At 50.7% G+C, this 23,327-nt stretch carries 20 protein-coding genes; 7 read left to right on the top strand and 13 right to left on the bottom strand.

The annotated features are described in order from the left end of the window. Positions 1-86 precede the first annotated feature (86 nt). Positions 87-1,517 carry a cardiolipin synthase gene (gene cls / locus MKX74_RS05290; protein WP_341177733.1) on the bottom strand — a complete coding sequence of 477 codons (1,431 nt, stop codon included), beginning with the start codon at positions 1,515-1,517 and terminating at the stop codon, positions 87-89. 133 nt (positions 1,518-1,650) lie between these two features. Here cls and MKX74_RS05285 point away from each other — a divergent pair, with 133 nt between their 5' ends. Further along, complete coding sequence (locus MKX74_RS05285; RefSeq protein WP_341177732.1) at positions 1,651-2,682, top strand: M23 family metallopeptidase; 1,032 nt, start codon at positions 1,651-1,653, stop codon at positions 2,680-2,682. 71 nt (positions 2,683-2,753) lie between these two features. Next, the gene (locus tag MKX74_RS05280) at positions 2,754-3,182 is read left to right on the top strand and encodes a bactofilin family protein (protein WP_341177731.1); all 429 of its coding nucleotides are present in this window, start codon (positions 2,754-2,756) and stop codon (positions 3,180-3,182) included. A 137-nt stretch (positions 3,183-3,319) separates the two neighbouring features. Here the strand turns inward: MKX74_RS05280 and MKX74_RS05275 are convergent, their stop codons facing one another. Next, a complete protein-coding gene (locus MKX74_RS05275) occupies positions 3,320-4,105 on the bottom strand; it encodes an ABC transporter permease (RefSeq protein WP_341177730.1) in 786 nt (261 codons plus the stop codon). Next, positions 4,098-5,006, bottom strand: a complete 909-nt coding sequence (locus MKX74_RS05270) for an ABC transporter ATP-binding protein (RefSeq protein WP_341177729.1) — start codon at positions 5,004-5,006, stop codon at positions 4,098-4,100. Before MKX74_RS05270 ends, MKX74_RS05275 begins: the two co-directional genes overlap by 8 nt. Positions 5,007-5,452: 446 nt before the next feature. Between MKX74_RS05270 and MKX74_RS05265 the strand changes: the two genes are divergently transcribed. After that, complete coding sequence (locus MKX74_RS05265) at positions 5,453-5,824, top strand: helix-turn-helix domain-containing protein (protein ID WP_018886686.1); 372 nt, start codon at positions 5,453-5,455, stop codon at positions 5,822-5,824. 85 nt (positions 5,825-5,909) lie between these two features. Here MKX74_RS05265 and MKX74_RS05260 read toward each other — a convergent pair whose 3' ends face one another. Then, positions 5,910-6,077, bottom strand: coding sequence for a hypothetical protein (locus tag MKX74_RS05260; protein ID WP_018886687.1), 168 nt, complete (start codon positions 6,075-6,077; stop codon positions 5,910-5,912). A 507-nt stretch (positions 6,078-6,584) separates the two neighbouring features. On the opposite strand from MKX74_RS05260, the gene MKX74_RS05255 reads away from it, so the two are divergent. From MKX74_RS05255 to MKX74_RS05240, 4 genes are read left to right on the top strand one after another with little or no spacing between them, the layout of a single operon-like run. Continuing rightward, positions 6,585-7,103, top strand: a complete 519-nt coding sequence (locus MKX74_RS05255; protein ID WP_025681283.1) for a sigma-70 family RNA polymerase sigma factor — start codon at positions 6,585-6,587, stop codon at positions 7,101-7,103. A 26-nt stretch (positions 7,104-7,129) separates the two neighbouring features. Then, positions 7,130-8,242 carry a hypothetical protein gene (locus MKX74_RS05250; RefSeq protein WP_341177728.1) on the top strand — a complete coding sequence of 371 codons (1,113 nt, stop codon included), beginning with the start codon at positions 7,130-7,132 and terminating at the stop codon, positions 8,240-8,242. Then, positions 8,239-9,222 (top strand): ABC transporter ATP-binding protein, encoded by a 984-nt coding sequence (locus tag MKX74_RS05245; protein ID WP_341177727.1) that lies wholly within the window; start codon positions 8,239-8,241, stop codon positions 9,220-9,222. Before MKX74_RS05250 ends, MKX74_RS05245 begins: the two co-directional genes overlap by 4 nt. Continuing rightward, on the top strand, positions 9,219-10,097 hold the full coding sequence (locus MKX74_RS05240) for an ABC transporter permease subunit (RefSeq protein WP_341177726.1): 879 nt from the start codon (positions 9,219-9,221) through the stop codon (positions 10,095-10,097). The genes MKX74_RS05245 and MKX74_RS05240 overlap by 4 nt, the downstream gene beginning before the upstream one ends. Positions 10,098-10,257: 160 nt before the next feature. On the opposite strand, the gene MKX74_RS05235 is transcribed toward MKX74_RS05240, so the two are convergent. From MKX74_RS05235 to MKX74_RS05195, 9 genes are all read right to left on the bottom strand, one after another. Next, positions 10,258-12,912 carry a discoidin domain-containing protein gene (locus MKX74_RS05235; RefSeq protein WP_341177725.1) on the bottom strand — a complete coding sequence of 885 codons (2,655 nt, stop codon included), beginning with the start codon at positions 12,910-12,912 and terminating at the stop codon, positions 10,258-10,260. A gap of 48 nt (positions 12,913-12,960) precedes the next feature. Further along, positions 12,961-14,505 carry a glycosyl hydrolase gene (locus MKX74_RS05230; RefSeq protein ID WP_445667302.1) on the bottom strand — a complete coding sequence of 515 codons (1,545 nt, stop codon included), beginning with the start codon at positions 14,503-14,505 and terminating at the stop codon, positions 12,961-12,963. Between the two features lie 350 nt (positions 14,506-14,855). Next, the gene (locus MKX74_RS05225; protein WP_341177723.1) at positions 14,856-16,232 is read right to left on the bottom strand and encodes a sugar phosphate nucleotidyltransferase; all 1,377 of its coding nucleotides are present in this window, start codon (positions 16,230-16,232) and stop codon (positions 14,856-14,858) included. A gap of 49 nt (positions 16,233-16,281) precedes the next feature. After that, positions 16,282-17,622: a UDP-glucose dehydrogenase family protein gene (locus tag MKX74_RS05220; protein WP_341177722.1), complete on the bottom strand. Its 1,341-nt coding sequence runs from the start codon at positions 17,620-17,622 to the stop codon at positions 16,282-16,284. Positions 17,623-17,626: 4 nt separating this feature from the next. Next, positions 17,627-18,727: a glycosyltransferase gene (locus tag MKX74_RS05215; protein ID WP_341177721.1), complete on the bottom strand. Its 1,101-nt coding sequence runs from the start codon at positions 18,725-18,727 to the stop codon at positions 17,627-17,629. A gap of 30 nt (positions 18,728-18,757) precedes the next feature. Then, positions 18,758-19,900, bottom strand: a complete 1,143-nt coding sequence (locus tag MKX74_RS05210) for a glycosyltransferase family 4 protein (protein WP_028591086.1) — start codon at positions 19,898-19,900, stop codon at positions 18,758-18,760. Then, the gene (locus MKX74_RS05205) at positions 19,894-21,096 is read right to left on the bottom strand and encodes a glycosyltransferase family 4 protein (protein WP_341177720.1); all 1,203 of its coding nucleotides are present in this window, start codon (positions 21,094-21,096) and stop codon (positions 19,894-19,896) included. The genes MKX74_RS05210 and MKX74_RS05205 overlap by 7 nt, the downstream gene beginning before the upstream one ends. Continuing rightward, positions 21,083-21,922, bottom strand: coding sequence for a glycosyltransferase family 2 protein (locus tag MKX74_RS05200; RefSeq protein ID WP_341177719.1), 840 nt, complete (start codon positions 21,920-21,922; stop codon positions 21,083-21,085). The genes MKX74_RS05205 and MKX74_RS05200 overlap by 14 nt, the downstream gene beginning before the upstream one ends. Positions 21,923-21,944: 22 nt before the next feature. Continuing rightward, complete coding sequence (locus MKX74_RS05195; RefSeq protein ID WP_028591089.1) at positions 21,945-23,324, bottom strand: oligosaccharide flippase family protein; 1,380 nt, start codon at positions 23,322-23,324, stop codon at positions 21,945-21,947. Between the last annotated feature and the right edge of the window lie 3 nt (positions 23,325-23,327).

The following is a 23,327-nucleotide window of genomic DNA, read 5'->3' as shown; positions in this document are numbered from 1 at the left end:
GGAGATTTTTAGGCAAAAAAGTTAGAAAAAAGCAGTATACTCTCCAATGAGCAGGATTATCTATGCTAAACGGGCTCAAATCGACTTTAAAGAAGGGGCGATAACATGCGTGCTAGCACTTCCGCTGTCTTCTGAATGCGATGGCGTTCCTTGAATCGTTCAGACTCTATAGCTGTTGAATGCTCCAGATCCCGCCTGAAGTCCTGCTCCAGACGCTGAATGAATGCTTGAGAGAAGACCAGGGTGGTGAGCTCAAAATTATAAAACAAGCTCCGCATATCCATATTCGCTGTCCCTACAGATCCGAACAGATCATCGACAATCAGAATCTTGGCATGCATGAAGCCTTTGCGATATTGATAAAATCGGACACCCGCATTCAGCAGCTCAGCTACATAGGACAACGAGGCAAGCTTCACCAGTATGGAATCGGACTCATACGGAATGATGATTCGTACATCCACCCCACTGACAGCCGCTGTCTTGAGCGCCTCATAAATGCTCGGGTCCGGAATAAAATACGGTGTTGTTAGCCACACTCTGCGTCTGGCTACTGCGATAGCTCCGAAGCACAGCTCTTGAATCGCATTCCATGCCAAATCCGGCCCGCTGGCTACAATCTGGACCTGATCCTCCCCTTCGCACTCATGTGGCGGAAAGAGACGGGGATCATCAATACGCTCACCCGAGGCAAGCTTCCAGTCACTGAGAAAGGTGTTCTGCAAAAAATAGACCGCATCGCCCTCGATGCGTGTGTGCGTGTCCCGCCAATCCCCCATTTTCGGATATTGGCCCAGATAGTCATCACCTACATTCAGACCACCGACAAAGCCAACTCTACCGTCTACAATCAGAATTTTGCGGTGATTGCGATAATTGATTCGTTTATCAAGCGTGGCTAGCAATGGCGGCAGAAAGTAATGAAATTCTATTCCAGCCTGCCTGCAGGTCTGGACAAAGGAGGATGGGAGGTGATAGCTGCCCAGCCCATCCACAACAAAGCGGACCTTGACGCCCTCCTTGGCCTTGCGGATCAGCAGCTTCTGAAAGGTTGATCCAATCGTATCGGCGCGAAAAATATAGAATTCGATATGAATATGATCCTGTGCCTGTTCGATCGCCGCAAGCATTGAAGCAAAGGTCTCCTCCCCGTCCGTGAGCACCGTTGCCCTGTTACAGCCTGTAATCGGGCTTTCCGTGAGTCGGGACAGCATGTTGAACAAGCGTTCATAGTGGATGAACTCCGGGTTGGACATATGCTGGATGTCATGGATTACCTTGGTCTGACGCCACAGAGCTTCCTTAATCTGCTGGAACAATCTGGACCCCTGATTGCGAAGTACTTTTCGTTTTTTATAATCCTGAGCTACAAAATAGTACACAACGAAGCCAATCAGCGGAAAACAAAACAGAATAAAGAGCCAGGCGACCGCCTTAGCTGGCTGTCGAAACTCAAGAATGAGGATGGTTGCGGTCTGAAAAATAAATATGAGCAGCACAATCATCAGCCACAGCATAAGGCACCTCCTTGTACATTATTGTCATGATTAATAGGTTTGCTGAATAAATAGTAAGCAAACAGGCATATAGCCGGCACCTCACTCACGCACTTCACCATGCCGGGCGAAATCTGCCGGAAAGGAGCTGTTTATGAGAAAACAAGATTGGAACCGGAGGATGACTCTACTTGTGCTCTCTGACGCACAGCGGTCCCCCCGGCAGTTTCATATATCCAGGCCTATCGTAATCCTAGTACCTACGCTGGCTATTTTGTCCATATCGACTATGATTATTACCCTCCAGATCCGCTCCTCACAGACGATATCTCGTCTGGAGACCACATTGGCTACCCAGAGCATACAGATGGAAATGACCGTGACGAATAAGGATGAAGCCATCCAGCGGCTACAGCAGGAAATTCTGCTCTTGTCCAATCAGGCAGAGAACGTCAAGGAACGCATGCAGCGAATACGTGAGCTGGAGGAGCAATTGGAGCAATTTATCCAGAAGCATGACATCTCATCAAGCAAGACCTCAGCGTCTTCCTTTACTCCATTGGCTTGGGATGCCAACGGGAACAAGGGCGGCCAATGGATCGCGGTGCATGACAAACAGTTGAGCACACTCGGCAAGGAGACTACAGAGGATTTCGAGGAAATCACGGCCATGCTGGATAGCATGGAATCCTCGATACCTCGTGTCCTGAAGAAAGCCGAGTCCGTCCAGACCTCGCTGGAGCAACGCCAGCGGCAAGCTCGTCTGAAGGCACGACAACTGGAGCTGGCTGAGAATGGCAAGCCAAATGCCTGGCCTACAGCCGCTCGGCGAATTACCTCCAGCTTTGGCTATCGAACAGACCCCTTCAATGGACGTGCCGCCTATCATGCTGGTATCGACATTGCAGGGAACACAGGTGATCCCATCTATGCGGCAGGTGCAGGGAAGGTCATTGCCTCCGCTCAGGACGGCAGTCGCGGCAAATATATTATGATTGAGCATCCAAATGGCCTACAGACCTGGTATATGCATCTGCACGCCTTATCTGTCTCGGTAGGCGAGCAAGTCAGCAAGGGCGAGCTGATCGGTAAGCTCGGTAGTACTGGACGCAGTACAGGCCCACATCTACATTTTCAGGTGGTTAAACAAAATATCCCCATCGATCCCCTGCTGTATGTGCGTTAATATGTAAATTTTATGAGCCGACACCCTATTCCAGTTGTGAGAAGGTATCCTATTCCGAAGGAGAGATGTACATGTTCAAGCCTGGCTTAGGGAAGCGACAAGCAGCCCCTGTTGAGGCAGTGCTGTCCTATGGCACGACCTTTACAGGTACGCTTCATTGTCACGTCCCCGTACGAATTGAAGGCGTTGTCCACGGTAGCATTGCCAGCACCGATCTCATCATTATTAGCGAGTCTGCCATTGTCACTGCGGACGTCACTGCCCGGGAAATCGTTATTGCAGGCAAGCTGATCGGAGAGATACATGCGGAGCAGCGCTTGACACTGGCCTCCACAGCCGAAATTCATGGCAATATCACCGCCAATTCGCTTATTGTGTTCGAAGGCGCCATTCTCAATGGAGCTACCAAAATGGAACGTTCCGTTAGTACTACTGCTGAAGAGATGAATGCTTCAGATACGGAGGCCTCCTCCGCTCACTCACGTGCTGAGGCTGGCTAGACTGACCCTATGCTCCCTATTATCTGCACCGTAGTCATTATATAAACCACAAGCCCTCTGCCAGAACCGTACAATACGGAAGGACAAAGGGCTTGTTCACTTGCTACATTTTTTCAATCCAAAATAACCCACTAGCCTCAGGACGAGACGTCACGCTTGACGAAGACGAGCCAGCTTACCACTAGGAACACTGTATAGTATACAGCCAGCACGGTAATGGAGAAGCCCAGTGTCGTGCCTATCTCGGAGACTGGACTGTCGATATACACGCTCAGATCCAGGTGAGACACAAGCAAATATTTCACCCATTCTGCTCTTCCTTGCAGGAATAGCAGGATCGTTCCCACGAAGTTCTGGAAGAACAGAATTCCCAGTGACAATCCGATCGCAAGCGCACCTGACCGAAATACGGAGGACACCATGAACCCAAAGGTCAGGATAATGAACAGCGTCACGTACTTGGTCAGGATCATAGCGAATGCATACTGTGCAGGACTTAATCCCGAGCCTTCACCCACAGGGATGAGCGCCCCGGGCGCCAGCGCCAGCGCGGACATAAGTATACTGCCTGCAGTCAGCAGCACCGTGCCGAACAGACTGAACAGAATGACAGCTATATATTTGGATATCAGAATTTTGGTTCTGCTCCATGGTCGAATCAGCAGCAACTTGATCGTTCCCCAGCTGAATTCCCCTGCAACAATATCTGCGCTGACGATAACCGTGAAGATCGTGAGCAGGAAGAAGCATACCCACGTTGTCAGCATCGCACCGTCCCATAATCCAATCTGGTCACTTGCCAATAACAGCAGTACAGGTACTGCCAGTGCCGTAAGCAACAAGATCCCCAGCATCACCCATGTACGCACTCTGATATAGATCTTTATATTCTCGTTATGAACAAGCTTTAAGAAGTTAGACAATTCCTACACCTCCTGTTAGCTCTAGGAATTGATCCTCAAGCGTCTGCGACAATGGACGAATGGAATATACTTTGATGCCTGCCTCAATTAAGCGTTGATTCAGTTCAGCTGTCTGCTCCCGATCCAGTGGCACGACCAGCGTCTGACCTTGGATTCTCCCGTTCGTTACTAATGTAAGCGCATGGGCAGGATCGCTGACTTCAAAAGCAACTTCTGCAGCTGCAAGGAGTGCGCCATCTGACTTCAGTTTCCTCACATCCACCAAACGTCCATTTTGGATGATGGCAACCGTATCGCACATAAGCTCCATCTCACTAAGCAAGTGACTGGAGACAAATATCGTGGTGCCCTCTTCCCTACTCAGATGCTGAAGATAATCTCTTAGCTCACGAATTCCTTGCGGGTCCAATCCATTCGTCGGCTCATCCAAAATGAGCAGCTTGGGGCGATGCAGCAAAGCTTGAGCAACACCCAGACGCTGTCTCATCCCGAGGGAATAGGACTTTACCCTGTCATGTATTCGTTGTTCAAGGCCGACAAGACGAACCGTCTCCTCTATGCGTTCCTTTGTAATCCCAGGCAGCATGCGAGCGAAGTGCTGCAGATTCTGATATCCCGTCATGAAGCGATACAGCTCGGGATTCTCAACGATGGCCCCGACTTGAGCGATCGCCTGCTCAAAGTCCGTCTTCACACTATGGCCGCAGATGGAGATGTCCCCCTCACTGATCGAGATCAACCCGACCATCATGCGAATGGTTGTCGTTTTCCCTGCTCCATTGGGACCGAGAAAACCGAACACCTGCCCAGGCAACACATCTAGAGTTAGCTGATCCACCAGTCTTTTGCTACCTTTGATTTTGCTGACCCCTTGAAGGCGAACAATTGGCTCCAGACTCATCCGATGAACTCCTTTCTTGCAGCATTCGCTGCCTACCTCAAAAAATAATTACATTAAAATTCAGTCTATCACATCCTGCCAGCAAGCAATAACAACGAGTTAACATGACTAGAACATAAGGACGCCTTTACATACCATATATTGGCGTAAAAATACTATTCATAACCATACTTTATATAGTAAAATATTATATATATTATGATGTATGATTATATTTTTAGCTCGCGTAACGTCTGATTCAGACATACCATTTGCATATAATTATGTGAATGTTTACATTCATGTAGCTCTAATCTGATCTTACATAAATGGAGTCACCTCAATGAATAAATCTCCATGACGGCTCCATGGGCATATCTTCTCCGCGATGTGTCCATAAGCTCGAGTTTGATTAACAATACTACTCCTAGGTATACACACACAATTGCAATCAGGAGGAGATTTAGATGAACTACGGTACACGCATAGCAGAGCTTCGGGAAGAACTGGGACTTAAGCAGGAAGAGCTCGCCCATACCCTTGGCATTACCCGTGCGGCACTCTCCCATTATGAAAAAAACCGGCGTAAGCCGGATTTTGAAATGCTTATGAAGCTGGCGAATCTGTTCGGCGTATCCATAGACTATATCATTGGACGGACTACCCATAAGAATACAACGCTGCCATCGGAAATGCAGCAATTCATCGATCAGTTAGAGTTATCGGATAAGGATATTCTAAATCGCTTCAACCTGACCATTGACGGTCGTAGCCTGAGCGAAGATGAAGCCCGTAGATTTATTGCCTTTGTACGCATGGAGCGCATGATGGAGCGCTAGATTCATCCACAATTAAATGACATGCCAAAATAACGAACCCGTATCTTCCCCTAGGGACTGCGAGTTCGTTTTTGGGCTGTTCTGCTCAGTCCTCCACCGGATGCAAGGACTTCAGCCACTCTGGCTGCTTGATCCCACATTGCCGAAGAATGTCCAGGATATCTAGCTGAACTGCCTCTACAGCTTGTCTACCCTGTACCCATAGCTCCTCTGCTGCCAGTTCCCGATTATAGATCCGGAACTCTTCACCCATGTAACTCCCCTCTTTTCTCAGGTAATCTCCCGCTGCATATCTCTATCATATTCAATGTGAACAGCAAATACTGTCGTCTGCTGGATGCGAAATTGGTCTATTTATGATGAAATTTGACGAATGTAGGCAAAGTATTACCAGCACCTTGGCCAAACCTGATTTCAGGTTCAATGATGTGGGGGAGCGTAGTCGTGAGCGGAGAGCGGGGAAGCCCTAGAGAAACGAAGTGTCCGTCTTTAAGCCTGCTGTTCATCTGCTTTTCAACTTCGTTCGAAAAAACAGCAGGCTTAACAACGGTCGACAGGGCTCCAAGCTTGCAGCGGGCTCTACACTCACATTTGATCCGATCAAGGTACTAGAATTAGCTATGCTATATTCTGTTATGTAGATAGATATATACCAATCTAAGGATACAGACGAATCCGAGAAAATTTTTCTGTTCATGCTACAAAAACGTAAAAAGGTTCGTCTTCCTAATAGCTGCAGCTGAAAGGAGGCAATTACACCATGAGTATTCCGGAATCCTCAGCATTCCGTAACATATTTTTTGAACATTATCCAACCGTACGTAGAAAATTAGCCGCGCTGGTGCGCGATGATGCCGCTGCTGACGATCTGGCACAGGAGGTCTTCCTGAGACTATACCGAAATCCACCAGACAATCCTGCCACCCTGGGGGCATGGCTGCACCGGGTACTTACAAGAATCGGTTACGATTATTTGGAGAAGAAAGCTAGAGAGAGAAGACTCCAGGATAAGCAGGAGCTGATGTATGAAGGTGAGGCTACCCCGGAATCTGGCGAAGAAGCCCTAATGAGACAGCTAGATCAGGAAGAGGTCCAGACATGGCTGAGCAGCCTACCTGAGCGTGATCGACAGGCACTACTGCTTCGCTACTCAGGCTATAGCTATGCAGAGATTGCGGAGGAGCTTAAGGTCAGACGGCCTCTCATTGGAAGCCTGCTGCAAAGGGCAACACGCAAGCTGGAGACGACAGCTAGCAAAGCTATGGCCCAACAAGACTAACCTAGCTATGAAAGGGTGAACAAGATATGACTAACAAAGGACAGGATTCAGGAATAGATACAAGCACACACGAGGCATGGGACAAACTACAGAAAAAACTGGCGAGCGAGCCCGTAAACGCTAAATGGGAAACTTGGGAAGCGAGTAAGCAGGAGCTACGTCTGCCAGCTACTCACCCGCAGTCTTCGGCGGCAGCCCCTGCAGTGTCTACAACGCATACTTCAGCAGCACAAATGAAAGAGAGCACTCCGCTTTCTGTTGACACTCACCGCAGACGGGGAGGTCGACGCTGGAAATGGACCAGTGCTGCCGTCGCTGCCGTGATCGTTGGGACAGTTCTTGTCACACCAATGGGCAACAATGCACTTGCTGCCCTTCTGAATCAATTCAAGGTGCAGGAAATTGCTACCGTCGACGGGGAAAGCATCGAGAATATGCTGAATCAACTTGTCCCGGGCGAATCGGCCAGCAGGGAGAATGTTTTTGGACAATTCAGCACAGAAAGTGGAAGCGTTGAGGGACAATTTACGCGTGAGGAAGCCATATCCCGTCTAGGGGTGCCGCTGCTTCCGGCCAACCTCCTAGGTACCGAAGAGGAAGTCTACGTTACTCCCTCACATAAGATTATGATGAAGCTAAATGTGAATGAGCTGAATCACGCTATGCAGCGCGTAGGAGCGACCAAGCTGCTACCAGAGTCCATGGACGGCAAAGAAGTGGAATTGAATATTCATGAAGGCATCATGTATGACATGAGCACTAATGATCAGAATTGGGCATCATTGAGACAAATGCAGTCACCTGAATTCCTGATTGATCCATCCGTGGATGTGACAGAAGCCGTGGAGGCCGTTCTTCAGCTCCCTATTCTTCCTTCCGATCTGAAGGAACAGCTGCAGCAGAGCGGTATTTTAACAGGCTCCATCCCCATGCCATATGTAGTTGATGAGGCAGCCGACATCCAGGAGACGATGATTGCCGGAACGAAGGTACTCATTGAACAACGCCAATACAACCAGCTGACAGAGCATATCGCGGTCTGGGTGAAGGACGGGCAACTGTTCCACTTTCAGGGCGGGAGCGTCTACGAAGAAGAGGCTGAATTCATGAACAAGCTTAAGGAGCTGGTCGAGGCATGAGTGAACTGGCCATCGAAGCGAAGGCACTAACCAAGGAATACAGCAATGGACGTGGCTGCCGCAATGTCACGATCTCTGTAGGGAAAGGGGAAGCCTTTGGCTTCCTCGGTCCCAATGGCGCCGGGAAAAGCACATTTGTGAAAATGCTCGTCGGTCTCATCCACCCGACTGCAGGCGAAGCGACCCTGCTGGGTGCGCCTATCGGTACTATTGAAGCAAAGCGGCAGATCGGATACTTGCCTGAGCTATACAGGTATCAGGAGTGGCTTACTGGCGAAGAGGTTGTCCGTCTGCACGGCCAATTATGCGGCTTGGACAAGAGCGTAATCAGCCAGCGAGTTCCTGAGCTGCTACGCAGGGTAGGTGTCGGCCAACGTGGCAAGGATCGTGTTAAGCATTATTCCAAAGGCATGCAGCAGCGACTGGGGCTGGCCTGCGCACTGGTGAATGATCCGGCTGTCCTTTTTCTGGACGAGCCCTCCTCGGCTATGGACCCTGTCGGACGGATGCATGTACGCGGTCTGCTTGAGGAACTGAAGCAGCAAGGGAAGACGATTTTCTTAAATTCACATCTGCTGGAGGATGTGGAGGTATTGTGTGACAGGATGGCACTCTTGAACAACGGACAGGTGCTTCGTCATGGACGGGTAGATGAGGTGCTCCAAAAGCGAGTCTGCTGGCGTTTTAAAGTCGGTGGATTTTCGCCTTTTTTGCTATCATGGCTCATAGATACAACAGGATTCAGCTTTCGTATACATAATGACGAACAGAATCAGGGCGAAGCTGCCTATGGTTCGAGTGCAGAGGATATCGTCTGGCTTGAAGCAGAGCTGGAGAACGAAGAACAGGTTGGATGGGTCAATTCACTGCTAATCGGACAAGGGCTGACGCTGTACGAGGTCACCAAGGTCCGGGAACGGCTTGAAGAATGGTTCATGGAGGCTGTAGCTGGTTTGAACCATAGGGGGGAACAGGAATGAAGATTATTTGGACCATGACCTGGAAGGAGCTCCTTCGCAAACGGGTCCTGCTGCTAACGATCATACTGACAGCCTTGTTCCTGCTGGGTTTCTGGTTCATCGCCAGTGCCATTGGTGGAGAAGCCCCCACAGCCATGACGGATAGCGTGAACAGTGAAGCTATGATTCAGCAATTCATGTTAGGCATGATAATATTGATGTTCGGTTTTCTCTTTGCTGGCTTTGTGCTCGCCTTTTTGTCGATCTTCAGCTCATTTTCTGCGATTGCAGGTGAAGCGGAGCAAGGCATCATGCAGGCCATGCTGCCGCGACCGATCCCGAGATGGAAATGGTATACAGGCCGCTGGCTCGGCTATGTCTCATTTGGTCTGGTCTATGCCTTAATATTGTATAGCCTAATTCTATGGATTACCGATGTACATGCCTCCATTCCACGTGACCCACTGGTGCTAGCACAGGCGTTTCTGCTCTTTGCTTCGGTTGTTCCTTTACTCGTAACTGTATCCATGTTCGGGTCTGGCTATCTGTCTTCGATTGCGAATGGCGTGGTCATGACGATGCTCTATGGAGCGGGGTGGCTCGGCGGCATGATTGGCAAAATCATCGGCTCTGTTGGACTTGAGCCAGGCCCCCTCCAGACGCTCAGCAACATTACAGGCATCCTGTCACTGATTATGCCGGCTGATGGACTGCACAGGAAAATGCAGGCTGTGTTGTTCAGCTATGAAGACATTCAGGGAATTATCCCAGTAAGAATGGACGGTCCCTTCGGTATTGGCGATGTTCCCTCGACAACGTTTGTGGTGTATGCCGCCGTATACACGGCAGTGCTTTTTGCAATCGGAATGCGCCGATTCATCCGTAAAGACTTATAAGCTTGAGACCATCATCGACATCAAGCTGCAAAAGATATTTTTGGCGAATATAACAAACCAAGGCTTACCGGAGGGGACATGACTCCAGTAAGCCTTGGTTTGTATCTGCCTCCTAGTAGAGGTCGTACCTGCCAGCCTACAGATGAAAGCTCCATGAAGCTTATGATCCATATAGCTGAAGCTCATGAATCGACCAGTAATTCGAAGCTGTACCGGTAAGGGTGATCTTGAGGTAACGAGCACGGGAAGAAGCGAAGCTAATGTCCTCCTGTGCTCCTGATCCTTTCCCAGAAGCTACTTTGGTCCATTGCTTGCCGTCTGCAGACACCTGAACATCATAGGCACGCGGATAATCTCCCTCCGAAGCGGTAGTATCCAGCAATAAACGGCTAATGACTTGCGTCGCTCCTAAATCTACCTGATAAAAGACTCCCGAGCGCTGAGCGCTACCCGTGTCCCACCTGGTACGCCCATTACCATCAATAGCCAATCTAGCATTGCCACTGTTCACACTGGCACTGGTCTTCCAATTGCTCCTGTCCAACTGCGCCAGACCCGTGAAGGTCACCTCAGCCTTCTCAGATATCTGGGTAGATCCAGTCGGACGGATTTTATACATGTAGGTGGTACCAGCTGCAGCGGTACGATCGGCATAAGAGCCTCCCTCTACCTCCGCAGCGATAACACGGTAGTCCCCTTCCTTACTGCTGGCACGTAGCACGTCGTAAGCTTGCACCCCTTCACTCTGCATCCAGCTCACCTGGATCTGATCTGACTTGGCTGCACTGGCTTGGACCCAATCCGGGGCCACAGCCGTACTCGCGGTTGTCGCATTTACCTTTTCCAGAATGTACTGCACAGACTCGCCCGGCCCTAATGTTTCTTCGAACTCCAGCGTCGGTGAAGCCTTAAGACCGCTCACATTCCGATGTGCCGCTGTATAAGTCGCACCTGAACCGATTCGCTCTCCACGATACTCTCCCTGCTGAGGCATCGTTACGCGAACCTTGATCTGCTGTGTAGTCGGTTCAAAATTCACCAAATTCACCAGCTGCTTGTTGGATTTAGCACCACTGCCAGCAATGGGAGCAAGCGACGAGGTATCTACAGCACGCACATACACCAGTTTGTCCGCCGTATCGGAGGTGTTCAATACGGTGTAGGTCAAGGGCTTGCCATGGGTTGCATAAGCAAGGCTTAGTCTACGCATAATGTCGACTCTCGAATCCTGACCATTGCTGAACGGATAGACCTCCGTCGCTGCTGGATTATGATTTTGCAGATCAAAGCCCGTCTTGAACAGCGAGAAGTCCTGATAAAAGGCCGCATGCTGTACGAACATATCGGCGAATCCAATCTGCGAACGCATAATTCGGTCAAATGCCGCAGCATTCGGCTGACTCGCGCCGTAAGCCGGATCATCCACATGCGTACCTGACGTACCGAATTCCGTATTCAGCATAGGCTTGCTAAGACCATTGTTGGCACCGCCAAAGGTACGCAGGTTCTCTACGAAGCTGCCACCTACAGCATCCACATAGGATGCACCATAGGCATGACCATTTGTCAGATCCGTAACCTTCTCCAGCTCAAGTCGCTGCTTCGGGTCGGCTTCCCATCCATCAGGTGTACCACAAGCCTTCGCACCGCCGTCCTGATTCTTGCAGGCTTTGACAGAATAAGCTGGCCAGTACGCCCAGCCTGGTGCGACGGTCTTCAGATGAGGAGCTATCTTCTTGCCCTCCGTATTCAGCCATTTGGCTACTGCCAGATTTACGGCTTTGGAACGGTTGAAGAGCCCCGGCTCATTATCGACCTCAAAATATTGCACGTAAGGTCCATATTTCTGTAAATAGGAGGTCAGCTTCTGCTTCGCCGTGTCTGGCAGACTACCGTCGGCTTTTAGCTTGATATCACCTGTATACAAATATAAGGCTACCGCTTGCATATTGTACTGCTTAAGGGTCTTGTAGTAATCATCCACATCCGAGCAGGCATTGCCCACATTACTGGCGCACGTCACCCTCATAATATTTCCACTATACGCAACCCCAAGCCATTTCATCACCGTAGGCAGATGACGTACAGCTCCCTGATCGTAGTAGAACTCCTGATTGTTGACATTGGTACCTGTACGGATATAACGTCCATGAATTGGCTCCTGCGCCGGGGAAGAGAGTGCCTGAAGATTCAGATCATCCCAGGTCCACCACAGATTCGGGTCCTCAGAGCTCGTGCAGTAGAGGCATCGTACTGCCTCCAGACGTAACTCATTGTTGCCTTTCTTGAGCTGCTCTTTGGGAATATACAATTGATAGTTCTCTTTGAACGAGTGTGTACTTCCCGTACCCGATACTCCAGCAATCTGGATAATGCCCGCCAATTGTCGGTTGGAGAACACAGCCATCTGAGGAACTGCCTTGCCCGCATCCAGAATACGCACATTAAATAGCACCCCGTTAGGAGGAACCTGATCCAGCTCATACTGAAGGACCAGTTCGGGATTAATCGACGCATTCAGTCCAGTAGGAATGGCCCCATCCAGCTTGAGTGTACCCGAAGACACCTGAGCAGAGCTGCTTCCTGTCTGGTTAGCCGAGGTCACACGAACGGCCGCGGGCTGGTTGTCTGCCTTTCCCTTGAACTCCTCCGCAGAGTTGTCACGAGTCCCCAGCTTCCAGATCGTGGTTGCCGCATTCACGGATTCTGGCTCGGTCGTCTGGCTGTCCCCATTCAGCTGCAGGGATACCAGCACGATCAGACCTAGTAGCCCCATGCATAATAAGGCATATTTGTTCGCCAACCTTTTTTTCATATCCTCGTCCACACTTTCTCCACTGGTTTAATGGCCGGGAAAGAGCGTTCAATTCAATGGCAGAAACAAAGCATTAGAAGGTATAACTGCTTTGGCTTCTTGCTGACTTTCCCACATGAGACGTGCCATGGCATCGCCTTCTTGATCATAATATTCAACCTTGAGGTCGTAGAGCTCGCCTCCATTCAAAGCGATGCTACCTTTACGTTCTGTCCAGCTCTGCTTGAACCAGCTATCAATAATAAGTTGATCATTTACCCATACCCGGATTCCATCATCCGATATCGTCGTAAACGTGTACACATCTGTAAATCGTGGGCTTACTCTCCCTGTCCAGCGGGCAGAAAACCGGTCTGCTTGTACAGCAGGATCAGGAGAAGCCGTACGCCAATTGTAATCCAGCTTGGCCTCCAATCGACGAAGCACAGGATCACCGCTCAATGTCATGTTGTTAAAATACTCTCCATATAAGCCATTAATTAACTCTGGTTCTGGTTCTGGCTGAGGCTCTGGTGCAGGAGAAGGTGGGGAAGCGATGGGCTCCTCTGGTAGACTCGGATTCCCTTCAGAAGTGCCTGGGTCTTGTGGGGGCAGTGTCGGCGTAGGCGCCTCGTTATTCCCCTCCATATCCTCCTGTAGCTCGTCACGGGTTAACGTACGATCATGCTCCATATAATGCACAATATCCTGCTCTGTGTTGTTCTCCAGCAGCATCTTGCCCCAAGTCATAGAGTAGGTCCATCTCGGCTGGGATTCCAGCACCCGTGCGCTTGGCATCTCCCCATGCTCTCCAATGGCAATAGGCTTGTTGCCTGCCAATGCAAGCAGTTCCTCATAGTAACGCTGTTTATAATCGTTATCATAGATATCAGCGGCAAGCACATCTACCTTGGTCAGACCAGGAAAGGTGGTCGCATACGGGTCAGACCACGTATTCGGAGCATTCGGGTTCCAAACCCATATTAGATTATCGAGCTTGTGCACACGGACAAAACGGTCATACATCAAATCCCATAGCTCATCAAAATTATTCTTCTTCCCCCACCAGAACCAACTACCATTCATCTCATGATAGGGCCGCCACAAGACGGGAACCCCCTCGTCACTAAGCTTCTTCAACGAGACAGCAACCTGATCCAGATCTGCAATCAGCTTGCTATATTCTTGGGTTCCAGGCGTAACATAGCGATCAAATTGACTCTGGCTAAGCTTAGCTTGTACGTTAGCCCAGGTCATGGGCTTGCCAGGCAATGGCTGATGATAGGTCATTGCCACAATTCCACCAGCTTGGTGCCATCGAATGGCGCTCTCCACCACCTTGCTGCGCTGCGCTTCGGCTTGACTGGCCGTCTGACCGGAGATCGCTCCCAGCTCATAGCCGTGCAGTCCGGCATATTCGCCGCTGATTTTCTTCAGTCGGTTGTTCAACTCGTCGGGTGTCTCTAGGTAATCATGCTGACCTGTTATCATCTTCTGACCATTAATGGATTGTAGATAACTGTATAATTCACGTGCCTCTGCTGAAGCGGCGGGGTTAATCAGAGATACAGCAGCATGAGCCGGAGCAGCCCACTGCGTCACCCCAACCGTCATTAGAGCACCTACGAGAACTGTGGGCAGGAGTCTCTTGATCCATCGATCCAAAGGATGAGCTTTCACGAATAATCTTCCTTTCGCTAGCCTGGCTGCCGTCTCTTCATGTATGCAGTAGCCTCAGGCTAAGGAGCTGCTATGCAGCTCACTTGAATTTGGAAGGTTTTTCAATTCCTTCTCATCCTTTGTATCGACTTTTTCCTGCCAATTTTTTATAGATGTTTGTCATGTATTACAGTTATCTTGCGTATTTCGGCATTATTTTTCAGAAACAGACAATAATTCGACAATGTTTTCTTTTTGTGATTCGAGTACTGTCTATGAGATGAACTGCTTTTGAAACAAACTGCTTATGAAATGAACTGCTGCAAAGAAATTTCATTCCAATCCATGCAGAAACGCACAATATCCTCCTCAACCAGCTCAGAACCCGTCTGTACCTCAATAATCTCCACATCAGTTACAGCCAGAATACTGTGCTTCGTCCCCTCAGGAATACGTACCACGTCACCAGCCTTCACACGATGCAGGCGTTCATTCAGGATGACCTCGGCTTCGCCGCTGATGACCGTCCAGATCTCACTGCGCTTCAGATGCAGCTGATAGCTGATATTCTTGCCGGCCTCGACGAAGATGCGCTTCGTGAGCACCTCGTTGCCTTCCGGGTACTTGATATAGTCCACGACCCGGTAATGGCCCCAACGCCGCTCCTCGTACATCGGACGCTGCTCATGAGCCTTGAGCACCTCCTTGATGCGCGGGCTCTCGGCTTTGTTCGTTACAAGAATTCCGTCTGGACTGGCAGCTACGATCAGATCGCTTGCGCCGATCACAGTTACGGGAATATCCAGCTCATTAATCAGGCTCGTATTGACCGAATCCTCGGTCATTACCCCCCTGCCTACCTGCTGCTGGGTCATTTCCTCCGTCAGTGTATTCCAAGTACCGAGGTCCTTCCAGAACCCATCATATGGTAGCACGGCAATCTTCTGCTCCTTCTCCACGACCTCATAGTCAAAGCTGATCTTCGCGAGCAACTTATACTGCTTTTGCAGCTCCTCATAATTCAGCGGAAGTCCTTTGTCCTCCAAAATATTGAGCAAATATCCCAGACGGAAGGCGAAGACGCCACAGTTCCACAAGGCTTGCTGTTCGATGAGCTGCTCCGCTTGCTCCCGGTTCGGCTTCTCTTGAAAGTGACTAACCGCAAGACTGCCGCTCTCGCCAGCTTCCGTATCCGTCTTGGGGATAATGTAGCCATATTTCTCGGAAGGGTAGGTTGGAATGACACCCATGAGGGCCAGGTTAGCTCCCGTCTCCGTCAATGTATCCTCTAGTCGGGCCACTGTATGGAAGAAGCTCTCCTCCACGTACGGGTCTACTGGAAGAATCGAGATGACCGTATCTGTTGAGACGCCTGCAATGGAGTACAGATAAGTGGCTGTCAGGGCAATGGCCGGGAATGTATCCCGACGTTCAGGCTCAACAATAATCTTGACCTCTTCCCCGATCTGACTCTGGATCATCTCCACCTGTCCCCGTCCTGTCGCAATATAGGACGAGCCGCATAAGCCAATGTCACCCAGCTGTCGCCACACACGCTGCACCATGGATTCAGCGCTACCATTCGGATTTTGAAGCACTTTCAGGAACTGCTTGGAACGCGAATCATTGGACAGGGGCCATAATCTTTTGCCAGAACCACCAGACAGAAGTACTAATTTCATTGCACAACACTCCTTCTCCGATAATTGGGATTCTCTCTATCTCGTCCTTCTACACAGCTCCTGCCACACTTGGAGACAGACCGCTCAAGCCGCCCATGCGGGGTCTGCCTACCGAGTAGTATTCCAGCCCCGATTTAGCAATCTGAGGTTCAGTGAATACATTGCGACCGTCAATCAGAATTGGCTTGCGCAGCAACGCTCCCAGTCCGTGGAGATCCACCTGCTTGTAGACCTCCCAGTCGGTCAGCAGGCAGACGGCGTCACTCCCCGTAGCTGCTTCCTCAGGTGTATCGCACCAGTGAATGCTGGGATGATCCAGCTCCGACTTGAATTTATCCATGGCAATCGGATCATGCACCTTCACAATCGCCCCTTCCTGAAGCAACGTGCCTATAATCTCCAATGCCGGAGATTCACGAATGTCATCCGTGTTAGGCTTGAAGGACAGCCCCCAGATTCCTACAGGCACACCATGTAACTGCCCGAGGGATTCGCGCAGCTTGGCAATGATCATATAACGCTGGTCGCTGTTCACCTCGACTACCGATTTCAATAGCTTGAACTCGTAATCCACATTGCCCGCAATCTGAATCAATGCATTGGTATCCTTCGGAAAGCAAGAGCCTCCGTAGCCAATCCCTGCCTGTAAAAAGGAGGAGCCGATACGCTTATCCATCCCCATGCCTTCGGCGACGTTGGTGACGTCAGCGCCTACTTTCTCACAGATGTTCGCAATTTCATTAATGAAGGAAATTTTGGTCGCCAGAAAGGCATTGGACGCATACTTGATCATTTCCGCACTGCGAACGTCCGTTACATAGATGTTGCTCGTGAACACCTCATGCAGCTTGACCATGGTCTCATGCAGTGCTGGATTATCAATCCCGATAATGATGCGGTCAGGCTGAAGCGTATCACTGATGGCTGAGCCTTCGCGCAGAAATTCCGGAGCCGAGACGATGTCGAAGGCATGCTCCGTGTGACGGGCAATGACCTCCCGAATCTTCTCATTCGTGCCGACAGGTACGGTGCTCTTGGTCATCACGATCTTATGCGCATTCATGGCCTGACCTACAGCGGCGGCCGCCTGTTCAATATAGTGCAGGTTCGCCTCGCCATTCGGCAGCGAAGGGGTCCCTACCGCAATAATGACGATATCGGAGCGCCTTACAGCCCCCTCCAGATCCGTCGTGAACTCCAGGCGCTGCTCAGCAAGATTCTGCTCGATCAGTTCCTCAATGCCAGGCTCATAGATTGGAGACTCCGCTCGCTTCAGCTTCTCGATCTTGCTCTCATCATAGTCGACGCAGATCACCTCATTGCCTCTCAGCGCAAAGCACACCCCCGAGACAAGACCCACATAACCCGTTCCAATGACAGCCAGCTTCATAACCTCATCCTCCTTTTAGAAAATTCACATAGGCCTGCTCTACGTACTTCTTGAATTGCTCCTTGAACGTGCTTTCATCGAACTTTTGCGCATGCTTCATAATGCCATCAATATTCCAGTCGTGACTTTCTACAGCCTGCACCGCCTCCAGAACATCCTCCACCTCATGCTTGCGGAAGAATACGCCGTTTACATAAGGCTGAATCGTATCCAGCGCACCGCCTCCCTGAAACGCAATGACAGGTCTGCCAGCCGCGTTCGCCTCAAGTGGCGTAATACCGAAATCCTCGATCCCTGGAAAAATCAGTGCCCTGCATTCTGCCATCAGCTTCGTAACGTGGGCATCCTCCAATCTGCCGAGGAATTCAATATTCGGCTTCGCCATGCCCTCCAGACGCTTGCGGTCCGGCCCTTCACCAACAATGCAGAGCTTCATTCCGTTGCGGTTAAAGGCCTCGATCGCCAGATCAATCCGCTTGTAGGAGTTGAGTCTGGAGACAATCAAATAGTAGTCCCCAATACGTGTCGAGCTCTTGAAGCGCGAAGTATTGATCGGGGGAAAGATTACATCTGCATCCCGCTGATAATAAGAACGGATTCGATGCTTGACGACAGACGAATTCGCGACGTATTGGTCCACATGCACCGAAGTCTTCTGGTCCCAAGTCTTGAGACGGTTCATATACAGCCTGAGCATGCTCTTGAACAGATTGGATCGGGATTGCCCGGACATGTATGTATCGTAATCCCAGGCGAACCGCATAGGAGTATGACAGTAGCAAATGTGAAAGGTATGCTTGGGTACTTGAATGCTCTTCATGAATGCGCTGCTTGAGCTTAATACAATGTCAAAGTCTCGGAAGTCAAAATCCCGGATGGCAATGGGATACAGCGGCAGCACGCTCTTGAAATTGGACTTCACTCCCGGAATGTTCTGCAGCCAGGAGGCCCTGATATCTGCATCCTTCAAGTTATGGGACAAGCGGCTGTCACTGAACACCGTCGTGTAGATGGGAGCCTCCGGGTACATGCTGTGAAATACCTCCACCACTCGCTCGGCTCCGCCCATCTGGATCAAATAATCATGTGCTATCGCTATTTTCATCAATACCATCCTTTTAAACACGAGAGTCTGTTATATACCTGCCAGCAAGCCTTTGTAATAATGAACGATATCTTTGACGGTATTCTCGATTACAAAATGCCGCTTCACACGCTCCATCCCCTTCCGGCCCATCTCCTGCCGTTCCTCCGGATGCTCCAGCATCCAGCGAATAGCCTCCTCCAGCTTGGCGGGGTCCCCCGGCTGGATCAGCAACCCTGTCTCTCCATGCACGACTGTCTCTGTCGGCCCTCCTTCATTGGATGCAATGACTGGCAGACCGGCGGCCATCCCTTCCACGATGACCTGCCCGAAGGGCTCTGGTGTAACGGAGGTATGCACCAGCAGATCACAGCGCTGCATCAGGCCCTGAATGTCATCCACGTGACCTAGCAGTTGAACCTGCTTCAAGCCATAACGGTCAATCGTCTGCTCCAGCTCACGCTTATACTCCTGCTCACCGAATAGGGCATCTCCAGCCAGCCAGAATTTCACACGTGCATCCTCTGCAAACGCTCTGGCCGCTTCCAGCAGTATGTGCTGCCCCTTCCAGTGCGCCAGGCGACCAACCAACACGATGTTGAACTCATTCTTGGTTGCGATCGCGCCCTGTCGTTCCGTAATCGCCTTCGCGAAGGCAGAGTAGACGACCAAGGTCTTCTTGTCAGCCGGCAGCTCCAGTGCACTCAGGGTTGATTTGGAATTGGCGATGACTCCGTTGGGTAGAAAACGCGACAGCAGACGAATGGCCTTAGCTACCACAGGCTTCAGATACGGTGGACCGATATGATCCCGAATATGCCAAATCAAGGGTACCTTGGCTTTCTTCGCCGCAACAGCTCCATAGAGCGCAGACTTGAGGGAGTTGGTGTGAACACAGTCCACCTGCTCATCCTTGAGTAGCGGTGCCAGCTTATTCCCATAGGCTAGCAGCTTCAAGGCTGCGGCTGGAGCGCCCAGATTCACCGTGTTGCGCCCACGATTGCGCACAGATTCGTCCATCGGCACAATACGAACATCAATCTGTCGCTCCCGTAGGCGATCGGCCAAGTCCCCTTCCTCCGCAAGAATCACGAGCGGATTAATGTCCTTGCCAATGTGAGTCAAAATGTTATACAACGCTACCTCGCCGCCGCTCCAGCGAGCGGTATGATCAATGTAAGCTACTCTTAGCATCCTGCCGCCGCCTTTCTATCTACAACTTGCCGAAATACATCCTCGATCTGCTCCGCTACTCGCTCCCAGGTGTAATGCTGCAGCACATGTGCCCTGCATATCTCAGCATCCGGCCACGTCTCACGCTGCTCAAGGCTGCTCAGTAGTCCATCCTGGATCTCTCCACTATCCGTTCCCGCGAATAGCAGCTCGGGCCGGAAGCGGCTCAGAATCTCCCGATTGCCACCGACCGGAGTCGCCATGACCGGCAATCCCGAGGCCATCGCTTCTACCGTAATCAGGCCAAAGCCCTCCAGCGCCTGCGTCGGCACCACGAACAGATCAGAGGCCTGATGGTACAAGGGCAGCTCCTCATCGGAGATGTAACCAAGCAGCCTTACCTGCTCCTGCAGCCCATATTCCACGATTCGTGCTTCTAGCTCTGCCTGAAGATGACCTCGCCCGCCAATCAGGAGAATATGATTCGGGTAGCGTTGTGCAACAGCCCTCCAGGCTTCAAGCAGTTGAATAAGACCCATCCGGTTAACGAGTCTGCGCACGGTCAGGACGACCGTTGCCTCCTGTGGAAGCTGAAGTCGCTTGCGGACTTCAGCCTTGTCGTCAGCTGGATGGAAGCGAGATATATCCGCTCCGCCCGGGATAATCTGAATCTTGTGCAAAGGGACCTTGTACTGCCGATGAAGGATATCCCGGAAGGTCTCACTGAGGACGATAAATCGGTCGGCAAGTCCATAGGCCTTCATCTCAATGGAGCGAGCCATGGTGGTCTTAAGAAGATGCTTGAAGCCCTGACCCTCCAGCTTGATCTCCTCGGTCCAGGGACCATGGAACGTCATGACGACGGGAATGCCTCTCTTTCGCGCCTCGGCCGCCGGCCCTACACTGTAGGGAGCAAAGTGGGAATACAGTACGTCCACAGGCTGTCTGTCGAACAGCTCTGCTGCATATTTCTGCATCAGCTCTCTCCGCTTCCATAGAGACTGCCCATTGCTTCCAATCGAATGGATCTTCATTCGCGGGGGAACCTCGGGCTTTTGCTCATTACAGATCAAGGCATCCAGGGAATGACTCAGTGACAGCTGCTCACATACGGATTTGAAATACGTATTCAGCCCGCCTGCCTGTAGCGAAGGCCAGCTAAGTCCAGTCGCTACAATATTCAGCCCGCTGTCACCAAATCGGTTATTGAACGACATAACTGGTCTCTCCCTTCTTCTCCGCCGGCTCCTCATTTTTGAGTGTGACCTGCTTGCTGCGCTTGGTCAGCTCATAATGCTTGAAGCAGACCAGAAATTCGTACATGACCCAGAACACCGCTACAGCGAACCCTGCAATACCTTTCCGATACAAGCCTTGCACGAAGTACTTCTGACAAAAGCGTGCTGGTGGTCTGAGCAGCAGATTCATGATCTTGAAGCTCTTGCCCTTGCTGAAGGCTGTCTCCGCCTCCAGATCGGTGTATTTATTGAATCGCATCACATGATCACTGATGCTACGAAATCCGTAATGCCACAGCACACCGTTCAGCCGAATGGTCTGTTCCTCTGCTACATCCGGCATTTCGTGTACAAGACTGTTGGTAATACCGTAGATTCGGCGATTGAATAGCCGCACCAGATACTCGCCTTTGTTCATCCACTTTCCGAGAAAATCTCCGATCCGATACATGGAGTAGGCCTTAGCCGGATCATGCAGGGTTGCTTTCTTCTCCACCAGATCCCGGGCCAGCTCCTGATTCACAACCTCATCGGTATCGATCAGAAAGATCCAATCGTACTGGGCCCGCTCAATCCCAAAGGTACGCTGCTTGGCATAACCCGGCCACGGATTGATGAATACCCTGCAGCCCAGGGCTTCGGAGACCTGAGCGGTATTATCCTTGCTGCCTCCATCGATCACGACTACCTCGTCTGCGAAGGATGCACAGGACTGGATCGCCTTGGCAATCCGGATTTCGTCATCCTGCGCGATAATGACGACGGATATCCTGTTATCTACAGGTACGCTCGACATATGGTTCATTACAGGGGGCCTCCTTTTGTTCTTAACCGTTAGCCGGTTTTCTCCGGATATATGTGGACAGGGTAGACCGGAGCCACTGAATATCCTGTCTGGAAATGATGAGTCTTGGAATTTTGGTCTTAAGTACAAATTTGACGTTGATCAGAATCATGGAAAAACGAATGATAACCGAGATGAGCATCGCTATGCCTGCTCCAGTCAGACCATAAGCTGGAACCAGCACAATCAGGAGAGGAACTACCATGGCCAGACCGGCCCCCTGAAGTATCGTGACAAGTTTTGGTTTGCCAAGCGCCATAAATGCCTGTGCCAACACCATGGTTCCCCCGCCGATGGACACCTCTAGCACCAGGAATCGGAATACGGTAAGCGCGCTTTTGAATTCCGGTCCGTACAGTAAAGTGAATACATATGGAGCAATCAGCATCAGTACCACAGACGCCAGAATCGTGGCAGTGGATGTAATCCGAAAAGCTCTGAAGGTGATCGCAATCGCCTCATCCTTATCCAGGCTGGATGCCTTCGGGAAGAGAACGACAATGATCGAGGTCGAAAATACATTGACCATTCGCGCTAGGCTCACAGCTACTGCATACAATCCGAGCTCTGCTGGCCTCAGCAGGGCCGCAATCAGAATCTGGTCGATGTATTGGGAGACCTGACCCATCAGATCATTTCCGTAGGAACCCATCCCGTAGGTGAACAAACGCTTGAAATGAGCCCAGCCATTCTTGATCTTCGGCTTATAGGTCCGAATCAGCCGTACCGTGACGATCGCATATACCGGTACAGCCGGGAGCAAATAAGCAAGCGCCGATGTATAGGGGTTCATCATGCCCGTCACAATCAGAATGCCTAAGCCGAGCAAGGTCGCCAGCGGAGTAATGTACCTGAACAAGTTGTATTGCTTATATTCACCCCGCACCTGAAGCATGGCATTGTTGACCTGCGAGATCGCCACCAGAGGACACAAGATCATCGAAATCTGTGCGAATAGAACAACTCCTGGATCAAAGGCATCCAACCAGATCGGTACTACGAAGATTCCGATCGTTGTAGCTATGCTTCCGAACAAAATAGCCAGCAGCAGTGCGATCCCATAGAGTGATCCTGCATCCTTGGGGCTCTTCTTGGCGTTATAGATCAGTGCTGAAGGCACACCGAAGGTCAGACAGAAGGCCAGAAATTGAGACCAGTTCACCATCGCAGTCTGTTCTCCACGCCCCGTAGGTCCGAGGTAACGTGCTGTCAGTATGCCTGTCAGCATGTTCACCATCAGGATCATAATGCTGAAGAACATCGTCTTGACCGCTGCTGAGCTGTTATCCTTGCTTTTGGCAAAGCGGACAATAAAGCTGAATATGCTTCGAATTGGACTGGACAGTGCCTGTAAATATTGCATCGA

Origin of the sequence: Paenibacillus sp. FSL K6-1230 (assembly GCF_038002385.1) — a bacterium.
Lineage (GTDB): Bacteria > Bacillota > Bacilli > Paenibacillales > Paenibacillaceae > Paenibacillus > Paenibacillus massiliensis.
The sequence above is the reverse complement of the archived record's forward strand: the minus strand, read 5'-3'. Positions and strand labels throughout refer to the sequence as shown.